Source organism: Sphingosinicella rhizophila (assembly GCF_032378825.1).
GTDB lineage: Bacteria > Pseudomonadota > Alphaproteobacteria > Sphingomonadales > Sphingomonadaceae > Allosphingosinicella > Allosphingosinicella rhizophila.
In genome coordinates, this window is sequence record NZ_JAVUPU010000005.1 from 329,375 (window position 1) to 354,397 (window position 25,023).

Genomic DNA, 25,023 nt, shown 5'->3' on the forward strand with positions numbered 1-25,023 from the left:
GATCCTCCCCTTCAATTCGTTCTTTGCGTTACGCCGACAATCTGTCGGTCGGCCATGACATCGCCCGACCCGCCATTCTCGAGATGGTCGACCAGCCCGGCGGCACCTGTTGCCACCGGATCGAAGCAGGGAATGCCGAAGCGTTCGTGCAGCGCGCGCAGATATTCGTCGCGCTCATCCGCCGGCAGCGCCCTGCCGTTGATGCTGATGCCGGCGCAACGGACGTCCGGATTGGTGCGGCGGGCCAGCCGAAGATTGGTTTCGATACACTCTTCGAGATCAGGGATCGGGAAATCGGGATAGCCGTCGATATGCGTGCGTCCCGCTTCGTGGCACAGAATCAGGGCGTCGGGTTGCGAGCCGTGCAGCAAAGCGAGCGAGACCCCCGCATAAGCCGGGTGGAATAATGACCCCTGACCCTCGATGACGTCCCAATGATCCGGCGCATTGTCCGGCGACAAGCTCTCGGCAGCGCCGGCGACGAAATCCGAGACGATCGCGTCGATCGGGATCCCGGAGCCGGTGATCAGGATTCCCGTCTGCCCGGTGGCCCGGAAGCTCGCCTTCATGCCGCGCGCATTCATCTCGCGGGCGATGGCGAGCGCGCTATATTTCTTTCCGACGGCGCAATCGGTGCCGACCATCAGCATCCTCTTGCCCGAACGTTTGCCGCCCGATGCGACGGCATATGGCGCGGATGGAACGCGCACGTCGAACAGGGACGCGCCTGACCTGGCAGCCGCTTCCGCGATCGCAGGCACATTGTTCAGGCGGGTATGCATTCCGCTCGCCACGTTGAGGCCCGCGTGAAGCGCCGCCGCGATCGGCGCGATCCAATCCTCCGCGATAGCCCCGCCGAATGGCGTCACGCCGATCACCAATGTTTTCGCGCCCTGCGCGCGTGCCTCGGCGAAATCCAGGTCGGGAAGCCCAAGATCGATCCCGCACGCCGGAAGCCGCCATTGTCCGAGGCAGCGGTCCGGTGCCCAATCGATCAGTCCGCTTGCGGTCTTGGCGTCGAGTCGGTCGCGAACATCGCCCAGGAACAGAAGATATTTTCCCGGGATGAACATCCGCTTTCGAACCTTTTCGCGCTTGTTTGGGGGATTCTAGCCCAGGCGAGCTATGGTTATAAACATTGCTGCGCAAGTCAACTGAGATAAAAGTAACAACAACGAGCGAGGGCGCGAGCCGAATTGGTGAGGATCGTTCTGGGCGACGGGCGACTAGGGTCGGCTGCGTTTGCGTCCCGGACGCATCCCGACATGGCCGGTATGGGATTGATAGAGTTCCGACAGCCGCTGGAGGCGCTTCTCCACGCCTGGGCCGAGCGCTCCGATTACGTCGTTGACCAGCAGATTGACCGCGCAACCGACGGCGACCTGCGAGCTCCAGAACAATTCCACCTCGGTGGAAACGGCGATGACGTGGGGCGTGAACCTGCGGATCCAGTCGCAGAATTTATCGGTGATCATCACCACCTTCACGCCCTCGCGGCTCGCGCGTTCGGCAAGGGCGTAGGCCTGTTCCGAATAACGCCTCATGTCGATCAGCACGAGGCAACGTCCCTCCGGTTCGGCGGCGAAGACCTCATGATAATTTCCCGCGGAAGAATCGACGATGCTGACGCCGTCGCGGGCATATTGGAGCAGATGCGCCAAGGTCGCGGCGATCCCGCGTTCCGTCTGGAAGCCGGCGATGTGGACGTGGCGGCTGCCGGCCAGCAGCGAAACCACCGCTTTCCAGCTCGCGCTCTCGGCCAAGGCATAGACTTCGATGATGCCGGCCAGCTCGAGTTCAAGACTGCGCTTGGTCCGGTTGCCGGTGCCGCGCGCACCGACGAATTCGGTCAGCTGATCGCCGACAAGCCAGGGTACGCCCGACATGGTGGTGCGCAGGCCGGCTTTCAGGTCCTTGAAGTGGCGATAGCCCATCTTGCGCGCGAAGCGCCCTACCGTGATCGCGCTCACCTGCAATTTGTCCGCGATCGAATTGGCGGTTTCGAACGCGATCCCGCCGCGATTGGTCAAGATGAAATTGGCGATCGTCCGCTCGGCCGGCGTGAAGCTGTCCAGACTTCCTTCAAGCCGCTCAAGCAGGTCGCGCGACATATGCTTTCCGTCCGTCACTAGGATCTTCCCTCATTGCCGCGCAGGCGTTTCTTAGAATAGGGACTCTGGCGAGGCCAGCAGATCGAGCAAGCGGGCGGAAGATGACGGATCTAGGGCAGTTTCTGAAAGACACTTTGGTCTGGGACAATCACGGCTGCATGCCGCTGCGTCCCGGCGATACCGCGTTCCTCCCGCAGCTCAGCCGCTACCGCGCGGCAAATGTCGATGTCGTGCTGCTGAATGTCGGTTTCGACGCCAAGCCGATGGAAACGGACATTCGGGTGCTGGCGATGTTCCGTCGCTGGATTCGCGATCATGCGGAGGATTATCGGCTGATTGGATCCGTCGCCGATATCGATCGCGCCCAAGCCGAAGGGAAACTGGCGATCGGCTTCAATCTCGAAGGATTCAATGCCCTTGGCGGCGACGTCAACATGGTGTCCCTCTATCACGATCTCGGTGTGCGCTGGATGCTGGTCGCCTATAATCTGAACAATCAGGGCGGCGGCGGCTGCCAGGACGACGATGAAGGGCTGACCGATTTCGGCCGGGAAGTGCTCGACGAGATGGTGCGCGTCGGCATAGTGCCCTGCTGCTCGCACACAGGCTACAGGACGGCGATCGAGGTGATGGAGCATGTCTCGGGGCCCGTCATCCTCTCGCATTCCAACCCCCGCGCGCTCCACGATCACCCGCGCAACGTGCCCGACGAGGTCATGAAGGCCTGCGCGGCGACCGGCGGGGTGATGGGGATCAACGGCGTCGGGATCTTCATGGGCCGGAACCGGGTCGATGCCGACCTGATCGCCGATCATATCGATTATGCCGTCGATCTCATCGGGATCGACCATGTGGGACTTGGGATCGACACCTGCTTCGACCCGAGCGAAGTAGACGATCTGATGCGGGAAAGGCCGGAAATCTGGCCGGACAGCGTGGGGTATGAGGATGGCCTGCAGATTGCCGGTCCCGAGGAGATACCCAATATCGCCGCGAAGCTTCTGCAACGCGGCTATGGCGAGGCCGAACTTGCCAAGGTGCTGGGCGGGAATTTTCGCCGCGTCGCTGCCGAAGCCTGGAAATCCTGATCAGCGGTCGAGGACCGCCATGTCCAGTGGCGGCGTGGAGCGTTGAACCACCGATTTGACGGCGAAGCTGGTCGTCAGGCGCGCCACTCCCGCAACGCGCGTCAGTTTCGAGATGAAGGATTGAAAGCCCGGGAGGTCCGGCACGACGACGCGCAGCAGATAATCGGCGGTTCCCGTCATCATGAAACAATCCATGACCTCGGGAATGTCGATGATGCATTCTTCGAACCGGGCCAGCGCCTCGTCGGTCTGGGCATCGAGGCTTGCCGACACGAACACGTTGATCGCGGCGCCCAGCCGAGCCTCGTCCAGGACCGCGCGATAGCCTTTTATATAATTCTCGGCCTCGAGCGCGCGGACACGCCGCAATGTCGGTGTCTGCGACAGGCCGATCCGTTCGGCCAGATCGCTCCAGCTCATCCGCCCTTGCTCGCAAAGCGCGGACAGGATCTTCAGATCGAAATCATCAAGCCGGCCTGCCACCAGCGTTCCTCTCCACTTGCACTAATATAATCATCATTATTGGCGTATTTTCCCAATCTCGTGGCCAACGTTAGCGCAAATTGGCGAGATACACCAGCTCGCCTTTGCTATTGTTCATATCCGACAAGCGGCGGCCGGCCGGCGCTTGGTCGAGGTCGAAATCGTGGAGGAACCGTCAATGCCAGTCTCTTTCCGGCCGTTGCCCGGAGCTTTCGGAGCGGAGATACTCGATCTGGACCTTTCGAGGGATCAGTCCGAGGCGACGATGCGGGAGGTCCTCTCCATATTCTACGAACATCAGTTCATCGCCATTCGTGGGCAAAAGCTGCAATTGTCCGAGTTCGATTCCTTCAGCCGTTGCTTCGGAACCCAGCGGCCGCATTTCCTGGACCATCTCCGGATGGACGGACACCCGGCCATCCTGATGCTGTCGAACATCCATGAATCGGGCCGTCAGATCGGCATCTACGAAGGCGCCTGCTTCTGGCACACGGATGTGGCTTATGAAGACCCGCCCAACAGCGCGACCATCGTCTATGCGATCGACACGCCGAAAGGCGAGGCCGCCCCCACTTATCTTGCCGATATGTTCGCGGCCTATGATGCGCTGACGGAACGGACCAAGCGGATGATCGACGGCCTAATCGTGCTTCATCATTACGGGAACCGTTACGATACGAAGGAGGGTTCCCCGACGGCCGCCGAGAGACTGACGGAGGACCAGAAGCAACGGGTGCAGAACGTCCATCATCCGCTCGTCATACGGCACCCCGTGACCGGGCGGCGTTCGCTTTACGGTGTGGCCGGAAGCTCGTTCGGCATCGTCGGCATGCCGGACGACGAAGCCTTCGATCTGCTGCACGAACTGGCTGAACATGCGACCAAACCGGAATTCACCACGGCCTATGATTACGCGCCTGGCGACGTGGCCTGCTGGGACACTTATTCCACCCTTCACAAGGCGCCCGGGCAGAAGGCGGCGGTGCGGGGCGACCCGCATGCACGGCTGCTGTGGCGGGTGAGCGTGACCGGCACCGCGCCGCTGGCCGCGAGCCGCCAGGATCAGCTTGCGCCTCAGGCTGCCGAATAGACGGATCAAAGGGGGAATCCTGTGCCGAAGAAGAGACGTGTGAGAATGATCGCCAATGCCGCGATCGCGGCATTGGCGACGGTCGCCTTAACGGCCGCCGGCCGGGCGGCGAGCGATGTCAAATGGGAGACACCAGCGGAAAAAGCGGCGGCGGACGCGACCCGGGTCAAGCTCCAATGGGGGGTCAGCATTCCGATGCGCGACGGCATCGCGCTGAACGCCACCGTGTACCGGGCGGAGAATGCCGCCGGCCGCTTGCCGGTCATCTTCGGCATGACGCCTTACATCTCCGACACATATTATGCGCTCGGCCAATATTATGCGAAGCGCGGCTACGTCCTCGTCGTCGTCGACAGCCGGGGGCGCGGCAATTCCGGCGGCGAGTTCCACCCCTTCCTCCAGGACGCCGATGACGGTCATGACGCGGTCGAATGGCTGGCCGCTCAACCCTGGTCGAACGGCAAGGTCGCGATGATCGGCGGCTCCTATGGCGGGGCCAACCAATGGGCGACGGCGAAGGAATCGCCGGAGCATCTGACCTCGATCGTTCCGACGGCGCCCGGCTTCTTCGGGATCGACTTTCCCGGCGTCAACAACGTCATGCGCGCCTACGACATGCAATGGCTGATGTTCACCAACGGCAAGGCGGCCAATGGCAGCCTGTTCGGCGATCAGGTCTATTGGGGCGATCTCTTCACCGATCTTCATACCGGCAAGGTGGCGTTCAAGGATTTCGACAATCATGTCGGGGGCGCCCCTGACGCCCGCTACCAGCGCTGGATCGACCATCCCTATTTCGACGAATATTGGCAGTCGATCACGCCGACGCCCGAGGAATATGCGCGGATCGACCTGCCGATCCTTTCGATCACCGGCCATTATGACGGCAACCAGCAGGGCACGCTGGAATTCTACAACCGGCATATGAAACATGGCTCGGCCAAGGCGAAGGCCAATCATTATCTGATCATCGGCCCTTGGGATCATGGCGGGACGCGCGCGCCGCGCAAGGATACGGGCGGCGTCGACATCGGCGATGCCGCCATGCTGGACATGCATTATCTGTCGAAGACCTGGTATGACTGGACGCTCAAGCACGGACCGCGGCCGAGCTTCCTCGAGGACCGCGTCGCTTATTATGTGACGGGGACAAACGAATGGCGCTGGACGAACAGCCTCGATGCGATCGGCCGGCAGAAGCGAATTCTCTATCTTGACGGTAACGGCGCCCGCAGTCCGTCCGCCTACGGCTCAGGCCTGCTCTCTGCGAAGGCGCCAGCGCACCAGACGATGGTCTATGTCGACGATCCGCGCGACACCGCGAAGACGGTGGCGCGGGAGAAGGGCCGGGCGCCCGACTATCAGAATCTCAACTGGCTGGTCTACCAGGACGACGTGCTGGCGATCGACGGCAATGGTCTCGTCTTTCACACCCCGCCCTTCGAAGAGGACACCGAACTTGCCGGTTTCGTCGCACTGGAAATGTGGATGTCCATGGATGTGCCGGACACCGACTTTCGTGCCAGCCTCTATGAGATCCTGCCCAACGGGGATTCCATATTGCTGACCAATACGATCGAACGCGCGCGCTACCGCAAGTCGCTGGAGCAGCCCGTCCTGGTGACGCCCGGCGCAATCGAGAAATATAGTTTCAACCGATTTCCCTTCGTTGCCCGCTTGATCCGCAAGGGAAGCCGGCTACGGCTTGCCTTCGACGGTAATGATAACATCGCCTGGCAGCAGAATTTCAATGCAGGCGGTGTCGTCGCGGAAGAGACGGCGAAAGACGCCCGCAAGGCGACCGTCACCATCTATCAGAATGCGAAATATCCCAGCAGGATCATCCTGCCGCTGGGGGAGGGCGCGGACTGAACGGGCGCGGCCGCCCGCGTTGCAGGATTTGGCCGCGCCGCTGCGGGCCGCAAGCCAGGTGCACGAACAGCGTTTCTATATGATCACGGATGATGGTGCCCAGGGACGGGATCGAACCGCCGACACCGTGATTTTCAGTCACGTGCTCTACCAACTGAGCTACCTGGGCTTATCCGGCGCAAGCGCGGAAGTCAGCGCCTATAGAGGCGGCTAGCCTTCGCTGTCCAGCCCATCCGCCGCGATTTCCTCGGCCGGTGGGCCGGGCACGCGATAGCCCTCGCCCAGCCAGTTCAAGAGGTCTCGGTCCCGGCAGCCCTGGCTGCAGAAAGGATTGTGGTCCGCGCTCGGCGGCTTTCCGCAGAGCGGACATTTGTTGCGGCGCATATCAGGGTCCCTAAAGGGTCCGGCTGTGGACATGGCCCGCCGATATGGCGAGCCCGGGTTCCGCCTGCAAGGAGGCCGGGGCACCGAGACGGCGAGCGAGCGCGTCGAGCCATTGCGGATGGCGTTCGATGCGCGCGGCCACCGCCGGCGCGGCATGAAGAATGCGTGGGCCGGATCCGGGCGTGCGCTCCGCCCGCCGCAGCAGCGCCCTTGCGGCCGCGCCGACCCTGTCCGCCTGCAGGAGTTCGGGGAGAGACGGGCGCTCCCGCTTTCGCACGATCTGGAGGAAGCCGAAGCCGTTCACCGCCGTCCGTTCGAAGGGCTGGGGAAGAATCGCGTCCACCGCCTCGGCCGCGGCCTGGCGATCCGCCTTCGCGGGCATGGTCGGCAAGTCGATCCCGATCGATCCGGTTACGCCGAAACGGCGGATGGCCCGCGCCGCCGCTTCGGCCCCGGCCATGGCGAGGACGGCCGGCGGCAAATCGCCGTCGACATCGAACAGCGTCATGGCCGGCGTCAGGCTCATCCTCAGGGCGCCGCCGATGAAGGCGATTTCGCCGGACGACGCTTCCTCCAGCAGCTCCGACCATCCCGCTTCCTCGAACCGGTCCGGTCCGACCGGATCGGATCGGGTGGCGCCGCCGATCCGATCCCGCAGGGTCGGGCCGGGCCGCACAGGCGCGCTCGATGCGCGTGCCCGTGCGAGCTTGGACCGCCCCTCTTCGGCCAGGGCCTCGCGGAGGATCTCGACGGTCAGCGCCTGCCCTTCGGTCAGATCCGCCGCCAGCGGCTCGATCAGCGCTTCCCCGCCTTCGATGGCGAGGATGCCGCGTCGGCGCGGGACGAGGATCCTGGTCATCCGTGCCGGGACTATGCTCCCGGCCGGGAGTGTGCCCGGCAGCTCAATCGCCGCTTCGGCGATCTGCCCATCTTCGATCAGGATGGCCCGATTCTCGCCGATGCCCTCTTCATAGAGCCACTCGGGACCTTGCAGCCTAGCCAAGGGGATAACCGGCGGCGCGAAGCAAGGCACGGGTTTCGAACAGCGGGAGGCCCATCACCCCTGAATGGCTGCCGGACAGCCACTGCACCAGGGCCTCGGCGCGGCCCTGTATCGCATAGCCGCCCGCCTTGCCGCGCCACTCGCCGGTGGCAAGATAGGCGTCGAGTTCCGCCTCTCCGAAGCGCTTGAAGGCCACAATGCTGGTGGATAGCCGATGCCGTGCCTTGCCGTTCGCATCGATCATCGTCACCGCCGAATGGACGCGATGGCGGCGTCCGGAAAGCAGGCGCAGGCTGGCGCGCGCTTGGTCCTCATTTTCGGTCTTGGGCAGAATCCGCCGCCCGGCTGCCACCACCGTATCGGCGCCCAGGATCAGTGCCCTGTTTTCCCTGTCGCGGATCAGCGCGGCCTTGGTCGCGGCCATGCGCGCGGCGTGGACGGCCGGCAGCTCATTCTTGCCGGGAGTCTCGTCGATCTCCGCGGGGACGACGGCATCGGGCACGATCCCGATCCTCGCCAGCAATTCGAGGCGGCGCGGGCTTGCGGAAGCGAGGACGAGCCGCATGACGCGGGGCTACGCTCTATTTGAAACGGTAAGTAATCCGACCCTTGGTCAGATCATAGGGCGTCAGCTCGACCAGCACCTCATCGCCGACCAACACGCGGATGCGGTTCTTGCGCATCTTGCCGGCGGTGTGACCGAGTATCTCATGATCATTCTCGAGCTTCACGCGGAACATCGCATTGGGCAGCAGCTCCACCACCTGCCCGCGCATCTCGAGAAGTTCTTCCTTGGCCATCTAGATCCTAAAGTGCTTCCCGGAAATGTGGAAACCGGTTTTCCGATCGGGAAGCGCGGAAAACAGGTGCTCTCGTCGAAAAAGAGCGTGCCGCCCTTAGCGGTTCGGAGGGCAAAATGAAACCCCGGAGGCGGTGCGCCTCCGGGGTTCCCGCTATTCAAATGTTGCGACCGTGATTCACGCTTCAGATTGATTCAATCTGAAGCAATCATGGTCTCCGCTTGTCAGCCCGCGCCGCCGGCCGCCAGGGCGGCAAGCAGGAGCAAGGCCACGATATTCGTGATCTTGATCATCGGGTTCACCGCCGGGCCGGCCGTATCCTTGTAGGGATCGCCGACCGTGTCGCCGGTGACGGCGGCCTTATGGGCTTCCGAGCCCTTGCCGCCATGATTGCCGTCCTCGATATACTTCTTCGCATTGTCCCAGGCGCCGCCGCCCGACGTCATCGAAATGGCGACGAACAGGCCGGAAACGATCACACCGAGGAGCAGGGCGCCGAGGGCAGCGAAGCCGCTTTCGCGTCCCGCCACGGCATAGATGACGAAGAAGACGACGATCGGCGCCAGCACCGGCAGCAGCGACGGGACGATCATCTCCTTGATCGCGGCACGGGTGACGAGGTCGACGGTCCGGGCATAATCGGGCCGGCTGGTGCCGTCCATGATGCCTGGATTGTTACGGAACTGTTCGCGCACCTCCTCGACGACGGCGCCGCCGGCGCGGCCGACCGCCGTCATGCCCATCGCGCTGAACAAATAAGGGAGCAATGCGCCGAGCAGCAGGCCGACCACCACATAGGGGTTGGAGAGGCTGAAATCGACGCCGTCAGGCCCGATGCCGAGCTCGCCCGCGAAGCGTTCGAGATCGGTCGTATAGGCGCCGAACAGGACCAAGGCGGCAAGGCCTGCCGAACCGATCGCGTAGCCCTTGGTGACCGCCTTCGTGGTGTTGCCGACCGCGTCGAGTGCATCGGTGCGGACGCGGACGTCATCGTCCATGCCCGACATTTCGGCGATGCCGCCGGCATTGTCGGTGACAGGGCCGTAAGCGTCGAGCGCGACGACCATCCCGGCTACCGCCAGCATCGCGGTTGCGGCGAAGGCGATGCCGATCAGCCCGGCAAGCTGATAGGCGACGACGATGCCGACGCAGATGACGATGGTCGGAAGCGCCGTCGATTCCAGGCTGATGGCGAGGCCCTGGATGACGTTGGTGCCATGGCCCGTCTCCGAAGCCTTGGCGATCGACCGGACCGGCCGATAATTGGTGCCGGTATAATATTCGGTGATCCAGACGATGAGCGCCGTGACGGCCAGGCCGACCAGGGCGCACCAGAACAGGTCCATGCCGGTGAAGCCGTCGGTGACTGCGGTCGCGGCGACCTGCGCTTCGACCTCGAAGCCGGCCGCTTCCTGGGCGCCGCCGATGACGGCGTTCATGTCGCCCAGAGTCTGTGCCATCACGTAATAGATGGCCGGGATCGACAGCACCGCCGTCGTCCAGAAGCCCTTGTAGAGGGCACCCATGATCGATTGCTTGGCGCCCAGGCGAACGAAATAGGTGCCGATGATCGAGGTGAGGATGCAGACGCCGCCGATGATGAGCGGAAGGCTCATGAGCGCGAGCATCTGTTCGGGAGCGGCCGTGATCAGCAAGGCGATGAGGACCATCGTCGCGCCGACGGTGACGACATAGGTCTCGAACAGATCGGCGGCCATGCCGGCGCAGTCGCCGACATTGTCGCCGACATTGTCCGCGATCACGGCCGGATTGCGGGGATCGTCCTCCGGGATACCGGCCTCGACCTTGCCGACCAGATCGGCGCCGACGTCCGCGGCCTTGGTGAAGATGCCGCCGCCGAGCCGAGCGAAGATCGAAATCAATGAAGCGCCGAAGGCGAGCGCCACGAGCGCATCGATCACTTCGCGGTCATTGGGCGCATGGCCCTGGATTCCGACGAGAACGTAGAAGAAGAGGGAAATGGCAAGCAGGGCCAGGCCCGCGACCAGCATGCCGGTGATGGCGCCGGAGCGGAATGCCACGGTGAGGCCCCCCTGGAGGGACGTGCGCGCCGCCTCGGCGGTGCGGACATTGGCGCGGACCGAAATGTTCATGCCGATATAGCCGGCGGCACCCGACAGCAAAGCGCCGATCACGAAGCCCAAAGCCTCGGTCAGGCCGAGGAAATAAGCGACGATGGCCGCGACCACGACGCCGACGATGGCGATGGTGGTATATTGGCGGCCGAGATAGGCTTTGGCGCCTTCCTGAATGGCGGCGGCCACGGCAATCATCCGCTCGTTGCCCGCCGGAGCGGCGAGCACCTGGCGACTGGTGATGATGCCGTAAAGCACCGCGGCCAATCCGCAGGCTATGGCAATAAGCACAACGGTCATGAAATTTCCTTCCCCTGAATTTGAGTTTGCCCGAGAAGCAACTGGCTTCCCCGGCCCTCTTGAACCCGGGCAGGGCTGAGCGGCCCCCGACGGACGCGCCCGGTGGCCCTGGTTCTTACGGGGCCTTCACCCGCGATTCAACTGTCCACAGGGGGTGCGGTCAAGACGCTGTTCGCAGGTCCCCGTGCCGTGGCCGGACATGCTCCCAGCCAAGACGATCGGGGAGCGGAACCTCCTCCGCGCCGTCGGTCAGGATCAGCCCCGATCCCGCCGTCATTTCGCCGATCCTGCTGATGGCGAGGCACAGCCGGTCCGAAAGATCGAGCAAGGCCGTCGCACGGCCGGGATCGGCCGCGAACAGCAATTCGTAATCGTCGCCGGCGCAGGCGGCGGCGATGCGATCGTCGCGACTGTCGCCGCACGCCTGGAGGAGGTCATCCGAGCGCGGTATGGCGCTGAGGTCGATCCGCGCCGCGACCCGGCTCGCCGCGGCCATTCTTTGCGCATCGATCAGCAGTCCGTCGGAGACGTCCATCATCGCGCTGACGAGCGGCGCCAGCGCCTGTCCGGCTTCGAGCCGGGGCCTCGGATTGCGGTAGCGGTCGACCAAAGCCTGCGAAAAGGCGAGTTCGCCCCGCAATATCTTGAGGCCGGCGCCGGCATCCCCGATCGACCCGGTCACCCACAGATGATCGCCATCGCGTGCGTCCGCCCGGGACGGCGCCCCATCCAAAGCCTGTCCGATGGCGGTCAGGCCGAGCGTGCGGGGACTGTCGGCCGCCGTCGCAACCGTGTCCCCGCCCAGCAAGGGAATGGCGAAAGCGGCCAGCGCTTCGCCCATGCCTTCGGCAAAGGCGCGGTCCCATTGATCGTCGCCGAGGCTATAGCCCAGCAACGCGCCGATCGGGCGGGCACCCTTCGCTGCGAGGTCCGAAAGGTTCACCGCCAGCAGCTTCCAGGCAATGTCGCCCGGCGGATCCGCGGGAAGGAAATGGACATTCTCGACGATCATGTCGTGCGTCAGGACGATGTTCGTCCCGCCGATATTCAGCACGGCCGCATCGTCGGCGAGCCCGCGTGCGGCAGGATCGGTGGCGAAACCTCTGAGCGTGGCGATGAAATCGAATTCGGTCACCCGCGGACCTTTCAGCTGGGTATGCGGCGAACCTCCTTCGCGACGGCATCGAGCAGGCCGTTCACGAAGGCCGCCTCGCGCTTGTCGTAAAAGGCGTGGGCCACGTCGACATATTCCGAGATAACGCTTGCGGTGGGCACGTCGATCCGCGCCACCAGTTCATAGGCGCCCGCGCGCAGGATCTGGCGCATCGGTTTATCCAGCCGGTGAAGCGACCAGTCGGCCGCCAGCTTCGCCTCGATCAGGCCGTCCAGCTCCGCCGACCGCGCATGGACGCCGCTCACCACATCGTCGAAAAAATCGACCTCCGCGTCGGCATATTCCACATCCTCGATCGTCGCACCCAGCCGGTGATGATGGAATTCATGGAGGAGGGTCGGCAGCGGCGTCTTTTCCATTTCCTGTTGATAGAGAGCCTGGACCGCGGCGAGGCGCGCTGCGGAACGGGATCGGGAGCGGGCCGGAGTCTGCGTCATGGGCGGGGGCATAAAGCGTCATCGTCCGGGGAGGAAGCGCTTTGCACGTCCCGCCAGGGTCACGCCTTGCGAGGGTTCGTCTCGGGCATCCTGATCAGCACCGGGAGCACAGCCAGCGCGACCAGGGCGATCATGATGCCTGGTACGCTCGTCCAGCCGGTCCGCGCCATCATCAGCTGGGCGAGATAGGGCGTCAGGCCCCCGAATATCGCCGTGGCCACGGTCGCGCCCAAGGCCAGTCCGGTAAGCCGACCCTCGCCCGGAAACTGCTCGGCAGTCGCGACGGCGCCGACCGCGCTCACCGCTCCGCCGACGCCGGCCAGGACGATGGCACCGAACAGGGCCTGGCCGTGGGACCCGCCCGCCATCACGGAGAACATGGTAATGGGAAGCAGCGCGCCGCAAAGCGCTACGCCGATCAGCACGGGTTTGCGGCCGACCCGATCGGACAATGCGCCGATCAGAGGGGTCACCAGGAGGACCACCAAGGCGGCGATCGTCGACAGCCATAGCGAATCCCCTTCCGTCATGGCGCCGGCGGAGGTGAGAAAGACGGGAACATAGGTGATGCCGACATAATAAGTGATCGATCCCAGCGCCGATATGGCGAAGGACCGTCCGATACCGGTACGATGATGGGCAAGGCTGTGGCGCAAAGGTTGTCTGGGCACAGTCCCGGCCGCGCGCTGGCGTTCGAAGTCGGGGGATTCCTGCATAGTCGCGCGGGCCAGGAATATGCTGGCCGCGAGGACGGCGCCGACCAGGAAGGGGATGCGCCAGCCCCAGGAATCCAGCTGGATCGAACTCAGCATGGCGACGGTAAGGGCGGAGGTGCCGACCGCGATCAGCGCCCCCACTTCGCTGGCCGCCGAGGCGAGCGAGGTGATCAGTCCGCGGCGGCCCGGTCTCGATCCCTCCATCAGATAGGCGACGACGCCCGTATATTCGCCACCCACCGAAAACCCCATCACGCAGCGGAGCAGGAGGAGAAGCAGGCCCGCCACCGGGCCGATCTGGTCATAAGTGGGCAGGAGCGCCGTGGCGAGCATGGCGAAACTCATGACCGCCATGCTTCCCAGCATCATCGGCCGGCGCCCCCAGCGATCGCCGATATGCCCGAACACCACCGCGCCCAAGGGACGCATCAGATAGGCGACGGCGAAGCCGGCCAGGGTCGTGACGAGCGACGTTGCGCCGCCGCCGAAGAAAACGCGCGACAGAATCGTCGCCATGTAGAGATAGAGGGTGAAGTCATACCATTCGACGATCGTCGAAAAGGCCGCCACGCCCATCGATCCGCGCGAGATTTCAGTGCGCGGCAGGGTCACGGATGGCGCAGGTCCAGGTCCAGGAAATCGCGTATCGCGCACGTGACCGTTGCCGGCTCCTCCCACGGGATGAAATGGCCGGCCGTGGCAGAGGTGACGATTTGCAAATCGTCGACCAGGCCTCCGAGGCCTTCCAGCTGGATCGGCAGCAGCGCCTTGTCCTTGAGGCCCCAGATGACGAGCGTCGGCATGGCGAGGCGCGGGAAAGGCGTCTGCGTCCAAGCCGGAAGCGAGGCTTGCTCGCCCGGCGCGGGAACCTCCATCTTCGAGGCTCGGTACCAGTTGAACATAGCGGTCAGGGCACCCGGTTGCGACCAGTCCTCAAGGTATCGGCGACGCTCCCGTTCGGGAATCTTGGCGAGGTCCACATGGGGTCCGAAACTCTTCTCGAAAAAGGCTTCGAGGCCCATCGCCTTTATCCCCTGCTCGATCAGCGGGCTGCGGAAGGCGCGCATATATTGGGAAGCGGCGCGCTGCTGCTCGTCCTCGATCAGACTTTTTGCGAAGATCAGCGGATGCGGCGCGTTGACGATCACGAGCCGCCGGATCCGACCCGGATGGGTCAGCGCGGCGAGCCACGCCGCCGCCCCGCCCCAATCATGGCCGACCAGGCTGAAGTGCCTTATGTCCAGCGCATCGGCCAGCGCAATGAGATCTGCGACGATCTCGTGCGCCTCGTAATCGGCCGCGTCCTGCGGCTTGTCCGATCGCCCGAAGCCGCGCTGGTCGGGTGCGACGACGAAATGATCCTGCGAAAGATCCGCCAGCTGGTAACGCCAGGTGCGGTGCGATTCGGGGAAGCCGTGCAGGAAGATGATCGGATCGCGTCGGCCAGTGCGGGGGCCGCCCTGGCAAGCATTGATGGTGATGCCTGTGGAAAGCGGAATTCGGACCGTGGCGAGCGCCGTCACGGATAGCTGACCGTCTTCGGCACGTCCGGGATGGGGATGAATTCCTGATCGTCGTCGGGCGGAAGCGGGAAACGCATCGCCGTCCAATCCTCGCGCGCCTGGCGGATGCGGTCGCGGCTGGAAGAGACGAAGTTCCACCAGACATGGCGCGGGCCGTCGAGCGGCGCGCCGCCGCACAACATGACATGGGCGCCCCGCTCCGACCGAAGCGTGAACGACAGGCCCGGCCGCAACACATACAGGGTCTGCGGCAGCAAGCGCTGGCCGTCGAGGCTCGCTTCGCCTTCGGCGACGTAGAGTGCGCGTTCGTCGGCATCGTCGTCGATCGGCATCGCCCCGCCCGGCGTCAAAGCGATGTCGGCATAGATGGTCGGGCTGTGACAGGTGACCGGCGAGGCGGCGTCCCAGAGCGTCCCCATCACGATACGCGCATGGGCGCCGCCTGCCTCGATCACCGGAAGATCCGCTTTCGGCACATGTTCGAAGGCCGGATCCATTTCCTCCTTGGCCTGCGGTAAAGCCAGCCAGGTCTGGATCCCGGACAGGTCCGGCCCCGAAGGTCGCGCCGAGGCCGGCGAGCGTTCCGAATGGCTGATGCCGCTGCCCGCCGTCATCAGATTGACGGCGCCCGGCTCGATGGTGCGGAAAGTGCCCAGCGAATCGCGATGATCGACGGCGCCGGCGAACAGATAGGTGACGGTGGCCAGGTTGATGTGCGGGTGCGGCCGGACGTCGATACCCTCGCCCGGCGGCAAGGTTGCCGGCCCCATCTGGTCGAAGAAGATGAACGGGCCGATCATGGTCCGTTCCTTGTGCGGCAAGGTGCGATGAACCTTGAAGCCGCCCAGATCGTGGGTGGTCGGCTGGAGCTGCTGAAGGAAAAGATCGTCCATAGTCATTCTCCCGGTGCGCGGGCCCTGATCGCCAGGGCGTGGACACGCGCCTTCAAAAGGTCGGCCAGTGCCGCATTGACCGCCCGCTGCCGTGCCACTCTGTTCATGCCCGCGAAGACGGGCGCGACGATCTCGACGGTGAAATGGCTTTCGCCGCGCGGGTCGTGGCCGGCATGGCCGCGATGCTTCTCGCTGTCGTCGATGACTTGGAGATGCGTCGGAGCGAGCGCCTCGATGAGACGTTCGGTGATTTCGGTCGCGACGGGGCCGGTGGAAGGGTGGGGCATGCGAACTATATAGCGGGTTTGACGCGGAAAGGGAGTTGGTTGGCGAGCGACGGGAAGAGGCAGACCCGCTTTCACGGGCGGGTTGAGGGGCGGCAGAAGGATTGCGCGCATCCCGGCTGCGACCAGGCGGGGGAATTCCGGGCGCCGGCAGCGGGTGGCCGCCGGCCGGGATCCGACGGTCCGGGCGACTGGCGCTGGTTCTGCCTCGATCATGTCCGCGCCTTCAACGACAGCTACAATTATTTCCAGGGGATGAGCCCGGACGAGATCGAATCTGCCCAGGCACCTTATGGTGGCTGGGAAAGGCAGACCCGCGCTTTCTCCATGAACGGCGCGCCGCCGCCCAAATGGTCGGATTTTACGGATCCGCTGGACGCGATAGGCGCCCGCTTTCGCAAGGCGCCCCGCGCGCGCAGCGACGGACGTGAGCTGAGCGAGCAGGACCGCAAGTCGCTCCACGCCCTCGGCCTTGGAACCGATGCCGACCGGCGCGCGCTGAGGCAGCGTTATGCCGCACTGTTGCGCCGCTACCATCCCGATCATAATGGCGGTGACCGGGGTCATGAGAAAGCGTTGCAGGCGGTGATCGAGGCCTATACGCAGCTCAAGTCCCGACCCGCTTTCGCCTGATCCCGAGAATATCACTGAAGAGAATGACCATGGCCGATCTTGCCAATGCCAATCCCGCCAGCCGCAATACGCCGCTGATGGACGCGCCCGACAAGATGGCGAAGGTGCGTGAGCTGTTCGGCATCGACAGCGATATGGAAGTTCCCGCCTTCAGCGAGGCCGACGAGCGGGTGCCCGATCTCGATCCCGCTTATGTATTCGACCCGGACACGACGCTCGCCATCTGCGCCGGCTTCGCCAAGAATCGTAGGGTGATGGTTCAGGGTTATCACGGCACCGGCAAGTCGACCCATATCGAGCAGGTCGCGGCGCGCCTCAACTGGCCGGCGATCCGGATCAACCTGGATGCCCATATCAGCCGCATCGATCTTATCGGGCGCGACGCCATCGTGCTTCGCGACGGCCATCAGGTCACGGAATTCCGGGAGGGGCTGCTGCCTTGGGCGCTGCAGACACCCACGGCGCTCGTCTTCGACGAATATGATGCGGGCCGCCCGGACGTGATGTTCGTGATCCAGCGCGTCCTCGAAACCGAGGGCAAGCTCACCCTGCTGGATCAGAATCGCGTGATCCGCCCGCATCCCTACTTCAGGCTCTTCGCCACCACCAACACGGTCGGTCTCGGCGATACGACCGGCCTCTATCACGGCACCCAGCAGATCAATCAGGGCCAGATGGACCGATGGAACATCGTCGTCACCCTGAACTATCTGCCGGCCGAAACCGAGGCGCGGATCGTCCTCGCCAAATCCGGCGAATATGACCATGAAGGCGGCAAGCTGGTCGTCGACCAGATGATCAAGGTCGCCGATCTGACGCGGCAGGGCTTCGTCAATGGCGATATCTCGACCGTCATGAGTCCGCGCACGGTGATCAGCTGGGCTCAGAATGCGCTCATCTTCGACGATGTCGGCTTCGCTTTCCGCCTGAGCTTCCTGAACAAATGCGACGAAGCCGAGCGGCCGCTCGTCGCGGAATATTATCAGCGCGTGTTCGGCAAGGATCTGCCCGAAAGCGTGGTGGCGAAGGCGGGCTGAGCGCGGCGCTGGCGATGCGATTATATTGAAGGCGGCTGGAGGCCCATGCCTCAGAACGACAATCCCCTCGAAAGTTTTCGCCAGGTCCTGACAGGCGCGTCCCGCGCGCTCGCCCGCGAGCCGGAGCTCGAACTCGGTTTCACCGCAGAGCTGCCCTCTGCCGCCGGCAAGAACGTCAAGGTGCCGATGCCGGGCCGCGCGCTGGGCGAACGGGAAGTCGCCGAGGCGCGGGGTTTTGCCGATGCGGCCGCCTTGAAGCTGCGTCATCACGACGCGGCGCTTCATGGCCGGGGCGCACCCGCCGACGATGTCGCCCGGTCGGTCTTTAACGCGGCCGAGCAGGCGCGGGTCGAGGCGCTGGGCGCGCGCGGCATGGCCGGAATCCGTTCGAATCTCGCCCGCGCGATCGAGATGCGGATGCGGACGGACCCGATCACCCGCGCCCGCAGCCGTGAGGAGGTTCCGCTCGACACCGCGCTCGGCCTGATCGTGCGGGAACGGCTGACGGGCGAGGCTCCGCCCGAAGCGGCCCGCGAAGGGCTGAAGCTCGTCTCCGATTGGATCGAGGACAAGGCCGGCGCCGATCTGGACGCACTGGGCCTGGCTCTGGACGATCAGGCCGCCTTCGCCGCGCTGGCGACCAAGGTGTTGCGGGACCTCGAACTGGTGGAAGGCGATCTCGATGCCGAAAGTGATCCAGACGCGGGCGATGAAGGGGATGGCGAGGACAAGGACGAAGGCGACGAGGGCGGCGAGGATGATGATGAGGCCGGCGGCGGCGAGGGTGATGCCGACATAAGGGTCGAACAGGGCGATGCCAGCGACCGGGAGGAAGAAGGCGAGATCGATCCTGACGAGATGTCGGACGGCGAGGAAGGGCTTGGCGAGGAAGGCGAGGACGGCATGCTGCCGGTCCGGCCGAATCGGCCTTTGTCGGATCTGCCGCCGAGTTTCGACTACAGGGTCTTCACCACCCGCTTCGACGAGATCGTGGAGGCAGGCGAGCTATGCGACGACGAGGAATTGGGGCGGCTGCGCTCCTATCTCGACCAGCAGCTCGTGCACCTCCAGGGCGCGGTCACCAAACTGGCCAACCGCCTCCAGCGCCGCTTGATGGCCCAGCAGAATCGAAGCTGGGATTTCGACCAGGAGGAGGGGCTGCTTGACGCGGCGCGCCTTGCCCGCGTGATCGTCAATCCGGCCCATTCGCTGAGCTACAAGATCGAACGCGACACCGATTTTCGTGATACGGTGGTAACCTTGCTGATCGACAATTCCGGATCGATGCGTGGCCGGCCCATCTCGATCGCCGCCATTTCGGCGGACATCATGGCGCGGACGCTCGAGCGATGCGGCGTCAAGGTCGAGATATTGGGCTTCACGACGCGGGCATGGAAGGGCGGCCAGGCGCGCGAGAAATGGCTGGGGGAAGGGCGACCCGCCCATCCCGGACGGCTGAACGACCTCAGGCACATCATCTACAAGAAAGCGGACGAGCCGTGGCGGCGCGCGCGCAAGAATCTCGGACTGATGATGCGCGAGGGCCTGCTCAAGGAAAATATCGACGGCGAGGCCCTGCTTTGGGCCCACAACCGGCTGATCGCGCGCGCCGAGGAGCGGCGGATCCTGATGGTGATATCGGATGGCGCTCCCGTCGACGATTCCACGCTTTCGGTCAATTCGGGCACTTATCTCGAACGGCATTTGCGGCAGGTGATCGCATGGATCGAAGCGCGCTCGCCCGTCGAACTGATCGCCATCGGCATCGGCCATGACGTGACCCGTTATTATGACCGCGCTGTCACCATCATGGATGCCGAGCAATTGGGCGGCGCCATGGTGGAGCAGCTCGCCAGCCTGTTCGACGCCGACTGAAACCGCCGCGATAAAAAATTAGGGCCGGCACTCCCGTAGGAATGCCGGCCCCGCCCTCGTTACACGACTGGAGGGATAGAAATTGCTTTTCCGACTCTAGCGGCAGTCGCTCTTGTCGATCGCCCGGCCGGCAAGGGCGCCCAGCGCGCCGCCGAGGATGGCGCCGGTCGTGCCGCTGTTGCGGCGATATCCGCGACTGTCGCGGGTCACTTCGCGGCCCAGCAGGGCCCCGGCGACGCCGCCGACGATCGTGCCGGTCGTGCCGCTGCACCGGCGATCGCGATAATAACCCCGGCGATTGCCGTACCGGCTGCGATAATCCCGATAATAACCGCGATCGGCATAGTAACGATCGCCGCGATGATAGCGGTCGCCCCGATAGGCGCTTTGGTAACGGCCAGAATCATAATAGCCGTGCTGGGCCTGGGCGGCCGTGGGCAGGGCGGTGAAAGCCGACAGCGCGACAGCGGCGGCGAATGTGGTCTTCAACATGGCGAAACTCCTTTGCTCAACTTCGGCCGGCGCCCCGTAGGCATGGATCAGGCCGGCCTTTCGTCGGACCCCTTTTGCCCCGATTCGCTTGAGCTTGGCCTGAATGCTCCCGTCAGCCGCGGTTCATCCGATTCCGGGTGCCGCCGACTTGGTGCGGAGGTTAGGAGGGATGCGATGCGTATCGGCTTCCTGCTCCTTTCCCTGCTTCTGCTGACGACGTTCGCGCCGCCGCGTCTGCATCGCCTTCCCGATCTGCCGGATCAGCCCATTGTGTCATTCACGCCGGTTTCGATCCGGCCGGAACGCGGGATTGGCGAGAGGGCGGGGGGGCTCGTCTTTCTTGGCGGGTGGACGATCGAGAGCAACGATTACCGGTTCGGCGGCATTTCCGCCCTCCATGTCGGCGAAAGCGAGATTCTGGCTGCCAGCGATGCCGGCATCCTCTTCCGTTTCACCCGGCCGGATATCGGCATCCGCCCGGCGATTCGGATCATCCCTTTGTCCGATGGTCCGGGGTCGCCGCGGCGCAAGAGCGACCGCGATTCGGAAGCCATGGTGGCGGCGAATGGCCATATCTGGATTGCGTTCGAGCGTACCAATGCGGTCTGGCGCTATTCGCGCGATACCCTGGGCAAGGAATCGGCGGCTGCACCAAGGGCGATGCGCAAGTGGCGGGCGAATAGCGGAAGCGAGGCGATGCTCCGCCTGCCCGACGGCCGCTTCATGATCTTTTCGGAAGGCGCAGGCGACGAGGCGAATAGCGACAGGAAGACCAGCGACGTCTTGCTGTTCGATGGCGATCCGTCCGATCCGGATACGCCGGTGCGGAAGCTGCTTTACAGTCCGCCTCACGGCTATCGGATCACCGACGCCGCCATCCTCTCCGACGGCCGCATCCTGTTCCTCAACCGGCGCTTCGCCCTGTTCGAGGGTATGTCGGCCAAGCTCGGCATCATGAAGCCGGCCGAGCTGATGCCGGGAACGATCCTGCGCGGCAACGAAGTGGCCGATCTTCGGCCGCCGATGGCGGTCGACAATATGGAGGCTTTGAGCGTGGCGCGGGAAAATGGCCGGACGATCGTCTGGATCGCCTCGGACGACAATTTCAGTCCGCTGCAGCGGACCCTGCTGCTGAAATTCATGCTCGCCGGCTGAACAGGCAGCCGGCAGAACGCCGTCAGGCTTCGACCGTTGCGTTCTTCTTGGCGATCTCGCGCTTCAGGCGGCGCGCAGTCAGGCTCAATTTCTCGTCCGAAGTCTTGGCGAGCCAATTGTCCAGGCCGCCGACATGCTCGACGGAACGCAGGCCGTTCATCGATACGCGCAGCTTGATCCCGCGCTGCAGGGCATCGGACATCAAGGTCACATTCTGCAAATTGGGCAGAAAGGTGCGCTTGGTCTTGTTGTTGGCGTGGGAAACATTGTGGCCCACCTGCCGGCCCTTGCCGGTCAGCTCGCAAATGCGCGACATCTTGTCTCGTCCTGAATGATATGGGGAACAAGCCCCGGAAAGGGGGCGCGGATAGCCGTAGCCGGGTCTTTCGTCAACCTCCCCGCACGTCATTCCCTGCGCAGGATCGTTCCGGCTCTGCAACCGATGGCGTTCCGCTTCGTTGTCGGCTGAACAGCTGGACGGAGATCGAAAACATGTTGCGTGCCCTATTGATCCTATTGCTTCTGATCATCCTGGCCGCAATCGGGCTCGTCGCGACCGGCTATCTCGATATCAGCCAGACGCGGCAGGCGCGGGCGCCGGCGATCGAGGCGGGCCAGACGCCAGCCTTCAATGTCGACGTACAGCCGATCGAGGTCAACACGGTCACCAAGAACGTCCAGGTTCCCGTGGTCGAGATGCAGACCAAGCAGATCCAGGTCCCGACCATTACCACCGGCCGTGAGGACCCGGACAACGCGCAATGATGTAAATACCGGCCAGAGCAAACCATCCGGGGACCGGAAGCGCGCGTTTAACAGGGTTCCGCAACCATAGGCGGCGCGGTAGCAGGCCAGGATGGCCTTTCCGCTTCCCGATCCCATGCGCCGTGCCCTTGCGCTCGCTCGCGAAGCCGCCGTCGCGGGCGAAGTGCCGGTGGGTGCCGTGATCGTTCGCGACGGGGAGGTGGTCGCCGAAGCGCGAAACGACATGCGGTCAGGCAACGATCCGAGCGCTCACGCGGAAATGCTGGCGATTCGCCGGGCCGCCGAGCATCTGGGGGCTGGAGGGCGTCTCGACTCTTGCGATCTTTGGGTAACGCTGGAGCCTTGCGCGATGTGCGCCGGCGCGATTGCCCTTGCCCGTATCAGGCGCCTTTATTTCGGCGCCCCCGATCCAAAAGGGGGCGCCGTAATTCATGGGCCGCGCCTGTTTTCACAGCCGACATGCCATCATCGCCCCGAAATCTATGGAGGCCTGGGGGAGAGTGAATCGGCAGTCCTCCTGCGAAGATTCTTCACCGACCGGCGGGAATAGGGGCGATCCCGCCGGACGCAGAGCTTCTCATTCAGCCTGCATCCTGCTCCAGGGGCACGATCCGGATTTCGACGCGGCGGTTGGCCGCCCGTTGCGCTTCGGTGGAATTGGTGTTTCCGGGCAAGGGCTGGCTGGAGCCGAAACCCTGGGTCGCCATCCTTGCAGGGGCGACACCGCGCTGCACAAGGTAGGAAGCTACGGATTGAGCCCGGTCGCGGGACAGTGGCAGGTTTATGGAATCTCCCCCCGAGGGATCGGTATGGCCGTAAATGTCGATCAAGGTCGAAGGATAGGTCGACAAGGTTTGCGCGACCTGGTCCAGCGTCCCCAGGAATTGCGGCTGGATCTCCGCGCTGTTGATCGGGAAAGTGATGCCCGCGGGCATGGTGAGCAAAAGCTCGTCGCCTTCGCGGTCGATGTCGACGCCCGTACCGGCCGTCCTTTCCCGAAGCTCGCGTTCCTGCTTGTCCATATAAGCGCCGACCGCCGCACCGGCGAGAGCGCCGACGCCGGTGCCGACGATCCTTTCGGTCCGGTCCCGCCTGCCGCCGATCAGATCGCCCGCGAAATAGCCGACGACCGCGCCGCCAATACCGCCAATGGCCGCTTTCGAGATCCTGCGTTCCCCTGTTTGAGGGTCTGTCACGCAGGCCGCGGTGATGCTGAGCAAGGCTGCCGCTCCGAGGGCGGTACCCATACGATTTACAATAAGCATACGCATCTCTTCTCCGGTCGGAATGGTGGGATCCCGTAACAACCGTCGCTTCGCTGCGGTTGTTCCGCAGCCTTTTCGAAAGCTGCGCCTCCTTCTCGATTTCTGGCATTGCGGGTGAATGGTTTCGACCCTAAAGAAAATGTCGCAGCCCATGCCGCCAGCTCCCCTCCTGACACCTTATCCCTGGTCCGATGTGTTCATCATCGTGTGCCTAATCGCTTTGAACGGCGTGTTCGCGATGGCGGAGCTTGCCATCGTCTCGGCCCGGCGTCCGCGGCTGAAGGTGATGGCGAAAAGCGGCAGACGCGGCGCTCAGACAGCGCTGGATCTCGGGGCGGATCCCGGCCGGTTTCTGTCCACCGTCCAGATCGGCATTTCGCTGATCAGTATCCTTGCCGGCGCCTATTCGGGGTCCACCCTTGGCGGGCCGACCGGGGAACGTCTGGAGGCGCTAGGCATCGACGCGGAGTTTGCTCACACGCTCGGTTTCTCGCTCGTGATCATTCTCACTACCTACGGCTCCCTGGTGATCGGTGAGCTGGTCCCAAAGCAATTTGCGCTACGCTCGCCCGAGCCGATCGCCGCGGTGATGGCGGTGCCGATGCTGTGGCTGGCACGGGCGACGGCGCCTCTGGTCTGGCTGCTCGACCGAACGAGCGCGATCATTTTCCGTCTGCTCCGCATGCGCCGGGACAAGAGCAACAAAGTCACGGCCGAAGAGTTGCATCTGGTCGTCGCCGAAGCCCATCATGCCGGCGTTCTCGAGGAGAATGAGCGGGCGATCATTTCCGGCGTGGTGCGCCTGGCGGACCGGCCGACGCGGGAGGTCATGACACCGCGCACCGAGGTGGACTGGATCGACATCGACGCGGAGCCGGCCGAGGTACGCCAGGCGTTGCTCGATACGCCCCACAGCCGGCTGCCGGTCGCTGAAGGTTCGGTGGACAGGCTGGTCGGCGTGGTCCAGTCGCGCGACATCGTTACCGCCTTCATCGAAGGCCGTCCGCTCGACCTGCGTGCGCTGATGCGCGAGGCGCCGGTGGTGCCGGATCAGATGGATGCGATGGATACGCTCGCGGTTCTTCGCCGGGCCGACGTTCCTATCGCCTTCGTGCATGACGAATATGGCCATTTCGAAGGCCTCGTGACGCCGTCCGATTTGCTCGCTGCCCTCGCCGGAGCCTTTGCATCGGATCTCGACGGCGATACAGATCCGCCATTGGTGGAACGCGATGACGGCAGCTGGTGGGTTTCCGGTTCCCTTTCCGCCGACACTCTGTCGGACCGGCTCGGCATCACCCTTCCCGAAGATCGCGACTTTGCCACCGCGGCCGGCTTCGCTTTGTCCGTGCTGAGGCATCTGCCAGAGGTCGGCGAGCGATTTTCCTATGGTGGCTGGCAATTCGAGATCAGCGACATGGACGGCCGCAAGATCGATAAATTGCTCGCCTCGGAGATCGTCCGGAAAAGGCGCGGGGGCTGAGCGACGCCCGCAGGCGAAGCCGATATCTCCGCCTAGAGCATGATCATCTTAGACTGAACCATAA

General features: G+C 64.1%; 27 protein-coding genes and 1 tRNA gene. 10 read left to right on the forward strand and 18 right to left on the reverse strand.

Features of this window, described 5'->3' with window-relative positions:
- Positions 1 to 11: 11 nt before the first annotated feature.
- Together dgcN and RQX22_RS12245 are read right to left on the reverse strand one after the other, a co-directional pair.
- A complete protein-coding gene (gene dgcN / locus RQX22_RS12240) occupies positions 12 to 1,073 on the reverse strand; it encodes an N-acetyltransferase DgcN (RefSeq protein ID WP_315726809.1) in 1,062 nt (353 codons plus the stop codon).
- Positions 1,074 to 1,226: 153 nt separating this feature from the next.
- Entirely contained in the window at positions 1,227 to 2,129 is a 903-nt protein-coding gene (locus RQX22_RS12245; RefSeq protein WP_315726810.1) for a MurR/RpiR family transcriptional regulator, read from the reverse strand.
- Between the two features lie 83 nt (positions 2,130 to 2,212).
- On the opposite strand from RQX22_RS12245, the gene RQX22_RS12250 reads away from it, so the two are divergent.
- Entirely contained in the window at positions 2,213 to 3,199 is a 987-nt protein-coding gene (locus tag RQX22_RS12250; RefSeq protein ID WP_315726811.1) for a dipeptidase, read from the forward strand.
- On the opposite strand, the gene RQX22_RS12255 is transcribed toward RQX22_RS12250, so the two are convergent.
- Positions 3,200 to 3,682, reverse strand: coding sequence for an Lrp/AsnC family transcriptional regulator (locus RQX22_RS12255; RefSeq protein WP_315726812.1), 483 nt, complete (start codon positions 3,680 to 3,682; stop codon positions 3,200 to 3,202).
- 178 nt (positions 3,683 to 3,860) lie between these two features.
- On the opposite strand from RQX22_RS12255, the gene RQX22_RS12260 reads away from it, so the two are divergent.
- Both RQX22_RS12260 and RQX22_RS12265 read left to right on the forward strand, forming a co-directional pair.
- Positions 3,861 to 4,772 (forward strand): TauD/TfdA dioxygenase family protein, encoded by a 912-nt coding sequence (locus tag RQX22_RS12260; RefSeq protein WP_315726813.1) that lies wholly within the window; start codon positions 3,861 to 3,863, stop codon positions 4,770 to 4,772.
- Between the two features lie 21 nt (positions 4,773 to 4,793).
- Positions 4,794 to 6,644 (forward strand): CocE/NonD family hydrolase, encoded by a 1,851-nt coding sequence (locus tag RQX22_RS12265; RefSeq protein WP_315726814.1) that lies wholly within the window; start codon positions 4,794 to 4,796, stop codon positions 6,642 to 6,644.
- Between the two features lie 93 nt (positions 6,645 to 6,737).
- Here RQX22_RS12265 and RQX22_RS12270 read toward each other — a convergent pair.
- The 12 genes from RQX22_RS12270 to RQX22_RS12325 form a co-directional block, all read right to left on the reverse strand.
- Positions 6,738 to 6,813: transfer RNA gene (locus RQX22_RS12270), tRNA-Phe, on the reverse strand.
- A 41-nt stretch (positions 6,814 to 6,854) separates the two neighbouring features.
- Positions 6,855 to 7,028 (reverse strand): DNA gyrase inhibitor YacG, encoded by a 174-nt coding sequence (locus RQX22_RS12275; protein ID WP_315726815.1) that lies wholly within the window; start codon positions 7,026 to 7,028, stop codon positions 6,855 to 6,857.
- 10 nt (positions 7,029 to 7,038) lie between these two features.
- On the reverse strand, positions 7,039 to 8,031 hold the full coding sequence (locus tag RQX22_RS12280) for a ribonuclease (protein ID WP_315726816.1): 993 nt from the start codon (positions 8,029 to 8,031) through the stop codon (positions 7,039 to 7,041).
- Complete coding sequence (locus tag RQX22_RS12285; protein WP_315726817.1) at positions 8,024 to 8,596, reverse strand: Maf family protein; 573 nt, start codon at positions 8,594 to 8,596, stop codon at positions 8,024 to 8,026. The genes RQX22_RS12280 and RQX22_RS12285 overlap by 8 nt, the downstream gene beginning before the upstream one ends.
- A 16-nt stretch (positions 8,597 to 8,612) precedes the next feature.
- Entirely contained in the window at positions 8,613 to 8,831 is a 219-nt protein-coding gene (gene infA / locus RQX22_RS12290; RefSeq protein ID WP_010162480.1) for a translation initiation factor IF-1, read from the reverse strand.
- A gap of 224 nt (positions 8,832 to 9,055) precedes the next feature.
- Entirely contained in the window at positions 9,056 to 11,227 is a 2,172-nt protein-coding gene (locus RQX22_RS12295) for a sodium-translocating pyrophosphatase (protein ID WP_315726818.1), read from the reverse strand.
- Positions 11,228 to 11,387: 160 nt separating this feature from the next.
- Complete coding sequence (thiL, locus tag RQX22_RS12300) at positions 11,388 to 12,362, reverse strand: thiamine-phosphate kinase (protein WP_315726819.1); 975 nt, start codon at positions 12,360 to 12,362, stop codon at positions 11,388 to 11,390.
- A gap of 11 nt (positions 12,363 to 12,373) precedes the next feature.
- Positions 12,374 to 12,838, reverse strand: coding sequence for a transcription antitermination factor NusB (nusB, locus tag RQX22_RS12305; RefSeq protein ID WP_315726820.1), 465 nt, complete (start codon positions 12,836 to 12,838; stop codon positions 12,374 to 12,376).
- A gap of 59 nt (positions 12,839 to 12,897) precedes the next feature.
- Positions 12,898 to 14,130, reverse strand: a complete 1,233-nt coding sequence (locus RQX22_RS12310) for an MFS transporter (RefSeq protein ID WP_315726847.1) — start codon at positions 14,128 to 14,130, stop codon at positions 12,898 to 12,900.
- 32 nt (positions 14,131 to 14,162) lie between these two features.
- Positions 14,163 to 15,077 (reverse strand): alpha/beta fold hydrolase, encoded by a 915-nt coding sequence (locus RQX22_RS12315; RefSeq protein WP_315726821.1) that lies wholly within the window; start codon positions 15,075 to 15,077, stop codon positions 14,163 to 14,165.
- Positions 15,074 to 15,976, reverse strand: a complete 903-nt coding sequence (locus tag RQX22_RS12320; protein ID WP_315726822.1) for a pirin family protein — start codon at positions 15,974 to 15,976, stop codon at positions 15,074 to 15,076. Before RQX22_RS12320 ends, RQX22_RS12315 begins: the two co-directional genes overlap by 4 nt.
- Complete coding sequence (locus tag RQX22_RS12325; protein WP_315726823.1) at positions 15,973 to 16,257, reverse strand: BolA family protein; 285 nt, start codon at positions 16,255 to 16,257, stop codon at positions 15,973 to 15,975. Before RQX22_RS12325 ends, RQX22_RS12320 begins: the two co-directional genes overlap by 4 nt.
- Positions 16,258 to 16,296: 39 nt before the next feature.
- On the opposite strand from RQX22_RS12325, the gene RQX22_RS12330 reads away from it, so the two are divergent.
- From RQX22_RS12330 to cobT, 3 genes are read left to right on the forward strand one after another with little or no spacing between them, the layout of a single operon-like run.
- Positions 16,297 to 16,887 (forward strand): J domain-containing protein, encoded by a 591-nt coding sequence (locus tag RQX22_RS12330; protein ID WP_315726825.1) that lies wholly within the window; start codon positions 16,297 to 16,299, stop codon positions 16,885 to 16,887.
- Between the two features lie 29 nt (positions 16,888 to 16,916).
- On the forward strand, positions 16,917 to 17,924 hold the full coding sequence (cobS, locus tag RQX22_RS12335) for a cobaltochelatase subunit CobS (RefSeq protein ID WP_315726848.1): 1,008 nt from the start codon (positions 16,917 to 16,919) through the stop codon (positions 17,922 to 17,924).
- Between the two features lie 45 nt (positions 17,925 to 17,969).
- Positions 17,970 to 19,799, forward strand: coding sequence for a cobaltochelatase subunit CobT (gene cobT, locus RQX22_RS12340; protein WP_315726826.1), 1,830 nt, complete (start codon positions 17,970 to 17,972; stop codon positions 19,797 to 19,799).
- A 96-nt stretch (positions 19,800 to 19,895) separates the two neighbouring features.
- Here the strand turns inward: cobT and RQX22_RS12345 are convergent, their stop codons facing one another.
- Positions 19,896 to 20,291, reverse strand: coding sequence for a glycine zipper 2TM domain-containing protein (locus RQX22_RS12345; RefSeq protein ID WP_315726827.1), 396 nt, complete (start codon positions 20,289 to 20,291; stop codon positions 19,896 to 19,898).
- A gap of 174 nt (positions 20,292 to 20,465) precedes the next feature.
- On the opposite strand from RQX22_RS12345, the gene RQX22_RS12350 reads away from it, so the two are divergent.
- A complete protein-coding gene (locus RQX22_RS12350) occupies positions 20,466 to 21,446 on the forward strand; it encodes an esterase-like activity of phytase family protein (protein ID WP_315726828.1) in 981 nt (326 codons plus the stop codon).
- A gap of 22 nt (positions 21,447 to 21,468) precedes the next feature.
- On the opposite strand, the gene rpmB is transcribed toward RQX22_RS12350, so the two are convergent.
- Positions 21,469 to 21,762, reverse strand: a complete 294-nt coding sequence (gene rpmB / locus RQX22_RS12355) for a 50S ribosomal protein L28 (protein ID WP_315726829.1) — start codon at positions 21,760 to 21,762, stop codon at positions 21,469 to 21,471.
- 176 nt (positions 21,763 to 21,938) lie between these two features.
- Here rpmB and RQX22_RS12360 point away from each other — a divergent pair, with 176 nt between their 5' ends.
- Together RQX22_RS12360 and RQX22_RS12365 are read left to right on the forward strand one after the other, a co-directional pair.
- A complete protein-coding gene (locus RQX22_RS12360) occupies positions 21,939 to 22,211 on the forward strand; it encodes a hypothetical protein (protein WP_315726830.1) in 273 nt (90 codons plus the stop codon).
- A gap of 115 nt (positions 22,212 to 22,326) precedes the next feature.
- The gene (locus RQX22_RS12365) at positions 22,327 to 22,761 is read left to right on the forward strand and encodes a nucleoside deaminase (RefSeq protein ID WP_410001634.1); all 435 of its coding nucleotides are present in this window, start codon (positions 22,327 to 22,329) and stop codon (positions 22,759 to 22,761) included.
- A gap of 31 nt (positions 22,762 to 22,792) precedes the next feature.
- On the opposite strand, the gene RQX22_RS12370 is transcribed toward RQX22_RS12365, so the two are convergent.
- The gene (locus tag RQX22_RS12370) at positions 22,793 to 23,458 is read right to left on the reverse strand and encodes an OmpA family protein (RefSeq protein ID WP_410001635.1); all 666 of its coding nucleotides are present in this window, start codon (positions 23,456 to 23,458) and stop codon (positions 22,793 to 22,795) included.
- 136 nt (positions 23,459 to 23,594) lie between these two features.
- Between RQX22_RS12370 and RQX22_RS12375 the strand changes: the two genes are divergently transcribed.
- Positions 23,595 to 24,959 carry a hemolysin family protein gene (locus RQX22_RS12375; RefSeq protein WP_410001636.1) on the forward strand — a complete coding sequence of 455 codons (1,365 nt, stop codon included), beginning with the start codon at positions 23,595 to 23,597 and terminating at the stop codon, positions 24,957 to 24,959.
- The last annotated feature ends 64 nt before the right edge of the window (positions 24,960 to 25,023 follow it).

Coding starts and splice junctions, on each gene's coding strand:
- infA (WP_010162480.1), bottom strand. CDS start 8,831: ATGGCCAAGGAAGAACTTCTCGAGATGCGCGGGCAGGTGGTGGAGCTG.
- dgcN (WP_315726809.1), bottom strand. CDS start 1,073: ATGTTCATCCCGGGAAAATATCTTCTGTTCCTGGGCGATGTTCGCGAC.
- RQX22_RS12375 (WP_410001636.1), top strand. CDS start 23,595: ATGGTTTCGACCCTAAAGAAAATGTCGCAGCCCATGCCGCCAGCTCCC.
- RQX22_RS12320 (WP_315726822.1), bottom strand. CDS start 15,976: ATGACTATGGACGATCTTTTCCTTCAGCAGCTCCAGCCGACCACCCAC.
- RQX22_RS12275 (WP_315726815.1), bottom strand. CDS start 7,028: ATGCGCCGCAACAAATGTCCGCTCTGCGGAAAGCCGCCGAGCGCGGAC.
- RQX22_RS12345 (WP_315726827.1), bottom strand. CDS start 20,291: ATGTTGAAGACCACATTCGCCGCCGCTGTCGCGCTGTCGGCTTTCACC.
- rpmB (WP_315726829.1), bottom strand. CDS start 21,762: ATGTCGCGCATTTGCGAGCTGACCGGCAAGGGCCGGCAGGTGGGCCAC.
- RQX22_RS12250 (WP_315726811.1), top strand. CDS start 2,213: ATGACGGATCTAGGGCAGTTTCTGAAAGACACTTTGGTCTGGGACAAT.
- cobS (WP_315726848.1), top strand. CDS start 16,917: ATGGCCGATCTTGCCAATGCCAATCCCGCCAGCCGCAATACGCCGCTG.
- RQX22_RS12285 (WP_315726817.1), bottom strand. CDS start 8,596: ATGCGGCTCGTCCTCGCTTCCGCAAGCCCGCGCCGCCTCGAATTGCTG.
- cobT (WP_315726826.1), top strand. CDS start 17,970: ATGCCTCAGAACGACAATCCCCTCGAAAGTTTTCGCCAGGTCCTGACA.
- RQX22_RS12260 (WP_315726813.1), top strand. CDS start 3,861: ATGCCAGTCTCTTTCCGGCCGTTGCCCGGAGCTTTCGGAGCGGAGATA.
- RQX22_RS12360 (WP_315726830.1), top strand. CDS start 21,939: ATGTTGCGTGCCCTATTGATCCTATTGCTTCTGATCATCCTGGCCGCA.
- RQX22_RS12295 (WP_315726818.1), bottom strand. CDS start 11,227: ATGACCGTTGTGCTTATTGCCATAGCCTGCGGATTGGCCGCGGTGCTT.
- RQX22_RS12365 (WP_410001634.1), top strand. CDS start 22,327: ATGCGCCGTGCCCTTGCGCTCGCTCGCGAAGCCGCCGTCGCGGGCGAA.
- RQX22_RS12310 (WP_315726847.1), bottom strand. CDS start 14,130: ATGGGCGTGGCGGCCTTTTCGACGATCGTCGAATGGTATGACTTCACC.
- RQX22_RS12370 (WP_410001635.1), bottom strand. CDS start 23,458: ATGGGTACCGCCCTCGGAGCGGCAGCCTTGCTCAGCATCACCGCGGCC.
- nusB (WP_315726820.1), bottom strand. CDS start 12,838: ATGACGCAGACTCCGGCCCGCTCCCGATCCCGTTCCGCAGCGCGCCTC.
- RQX22_RS12350 (WP_315726828.1), top strand. CDS start 20,466: ATGCGTATCGGCTTCCTGCTCCTTTCCCTGCTTCTGCTGACGACGTTC.
- RQX22_RS12325 (WP_315726823.1), bottom strand. CDS start 16,257: ATGCCCCACCCTTCCACCGGCCCCGTCGCGACCGAAATCACCGAACGT.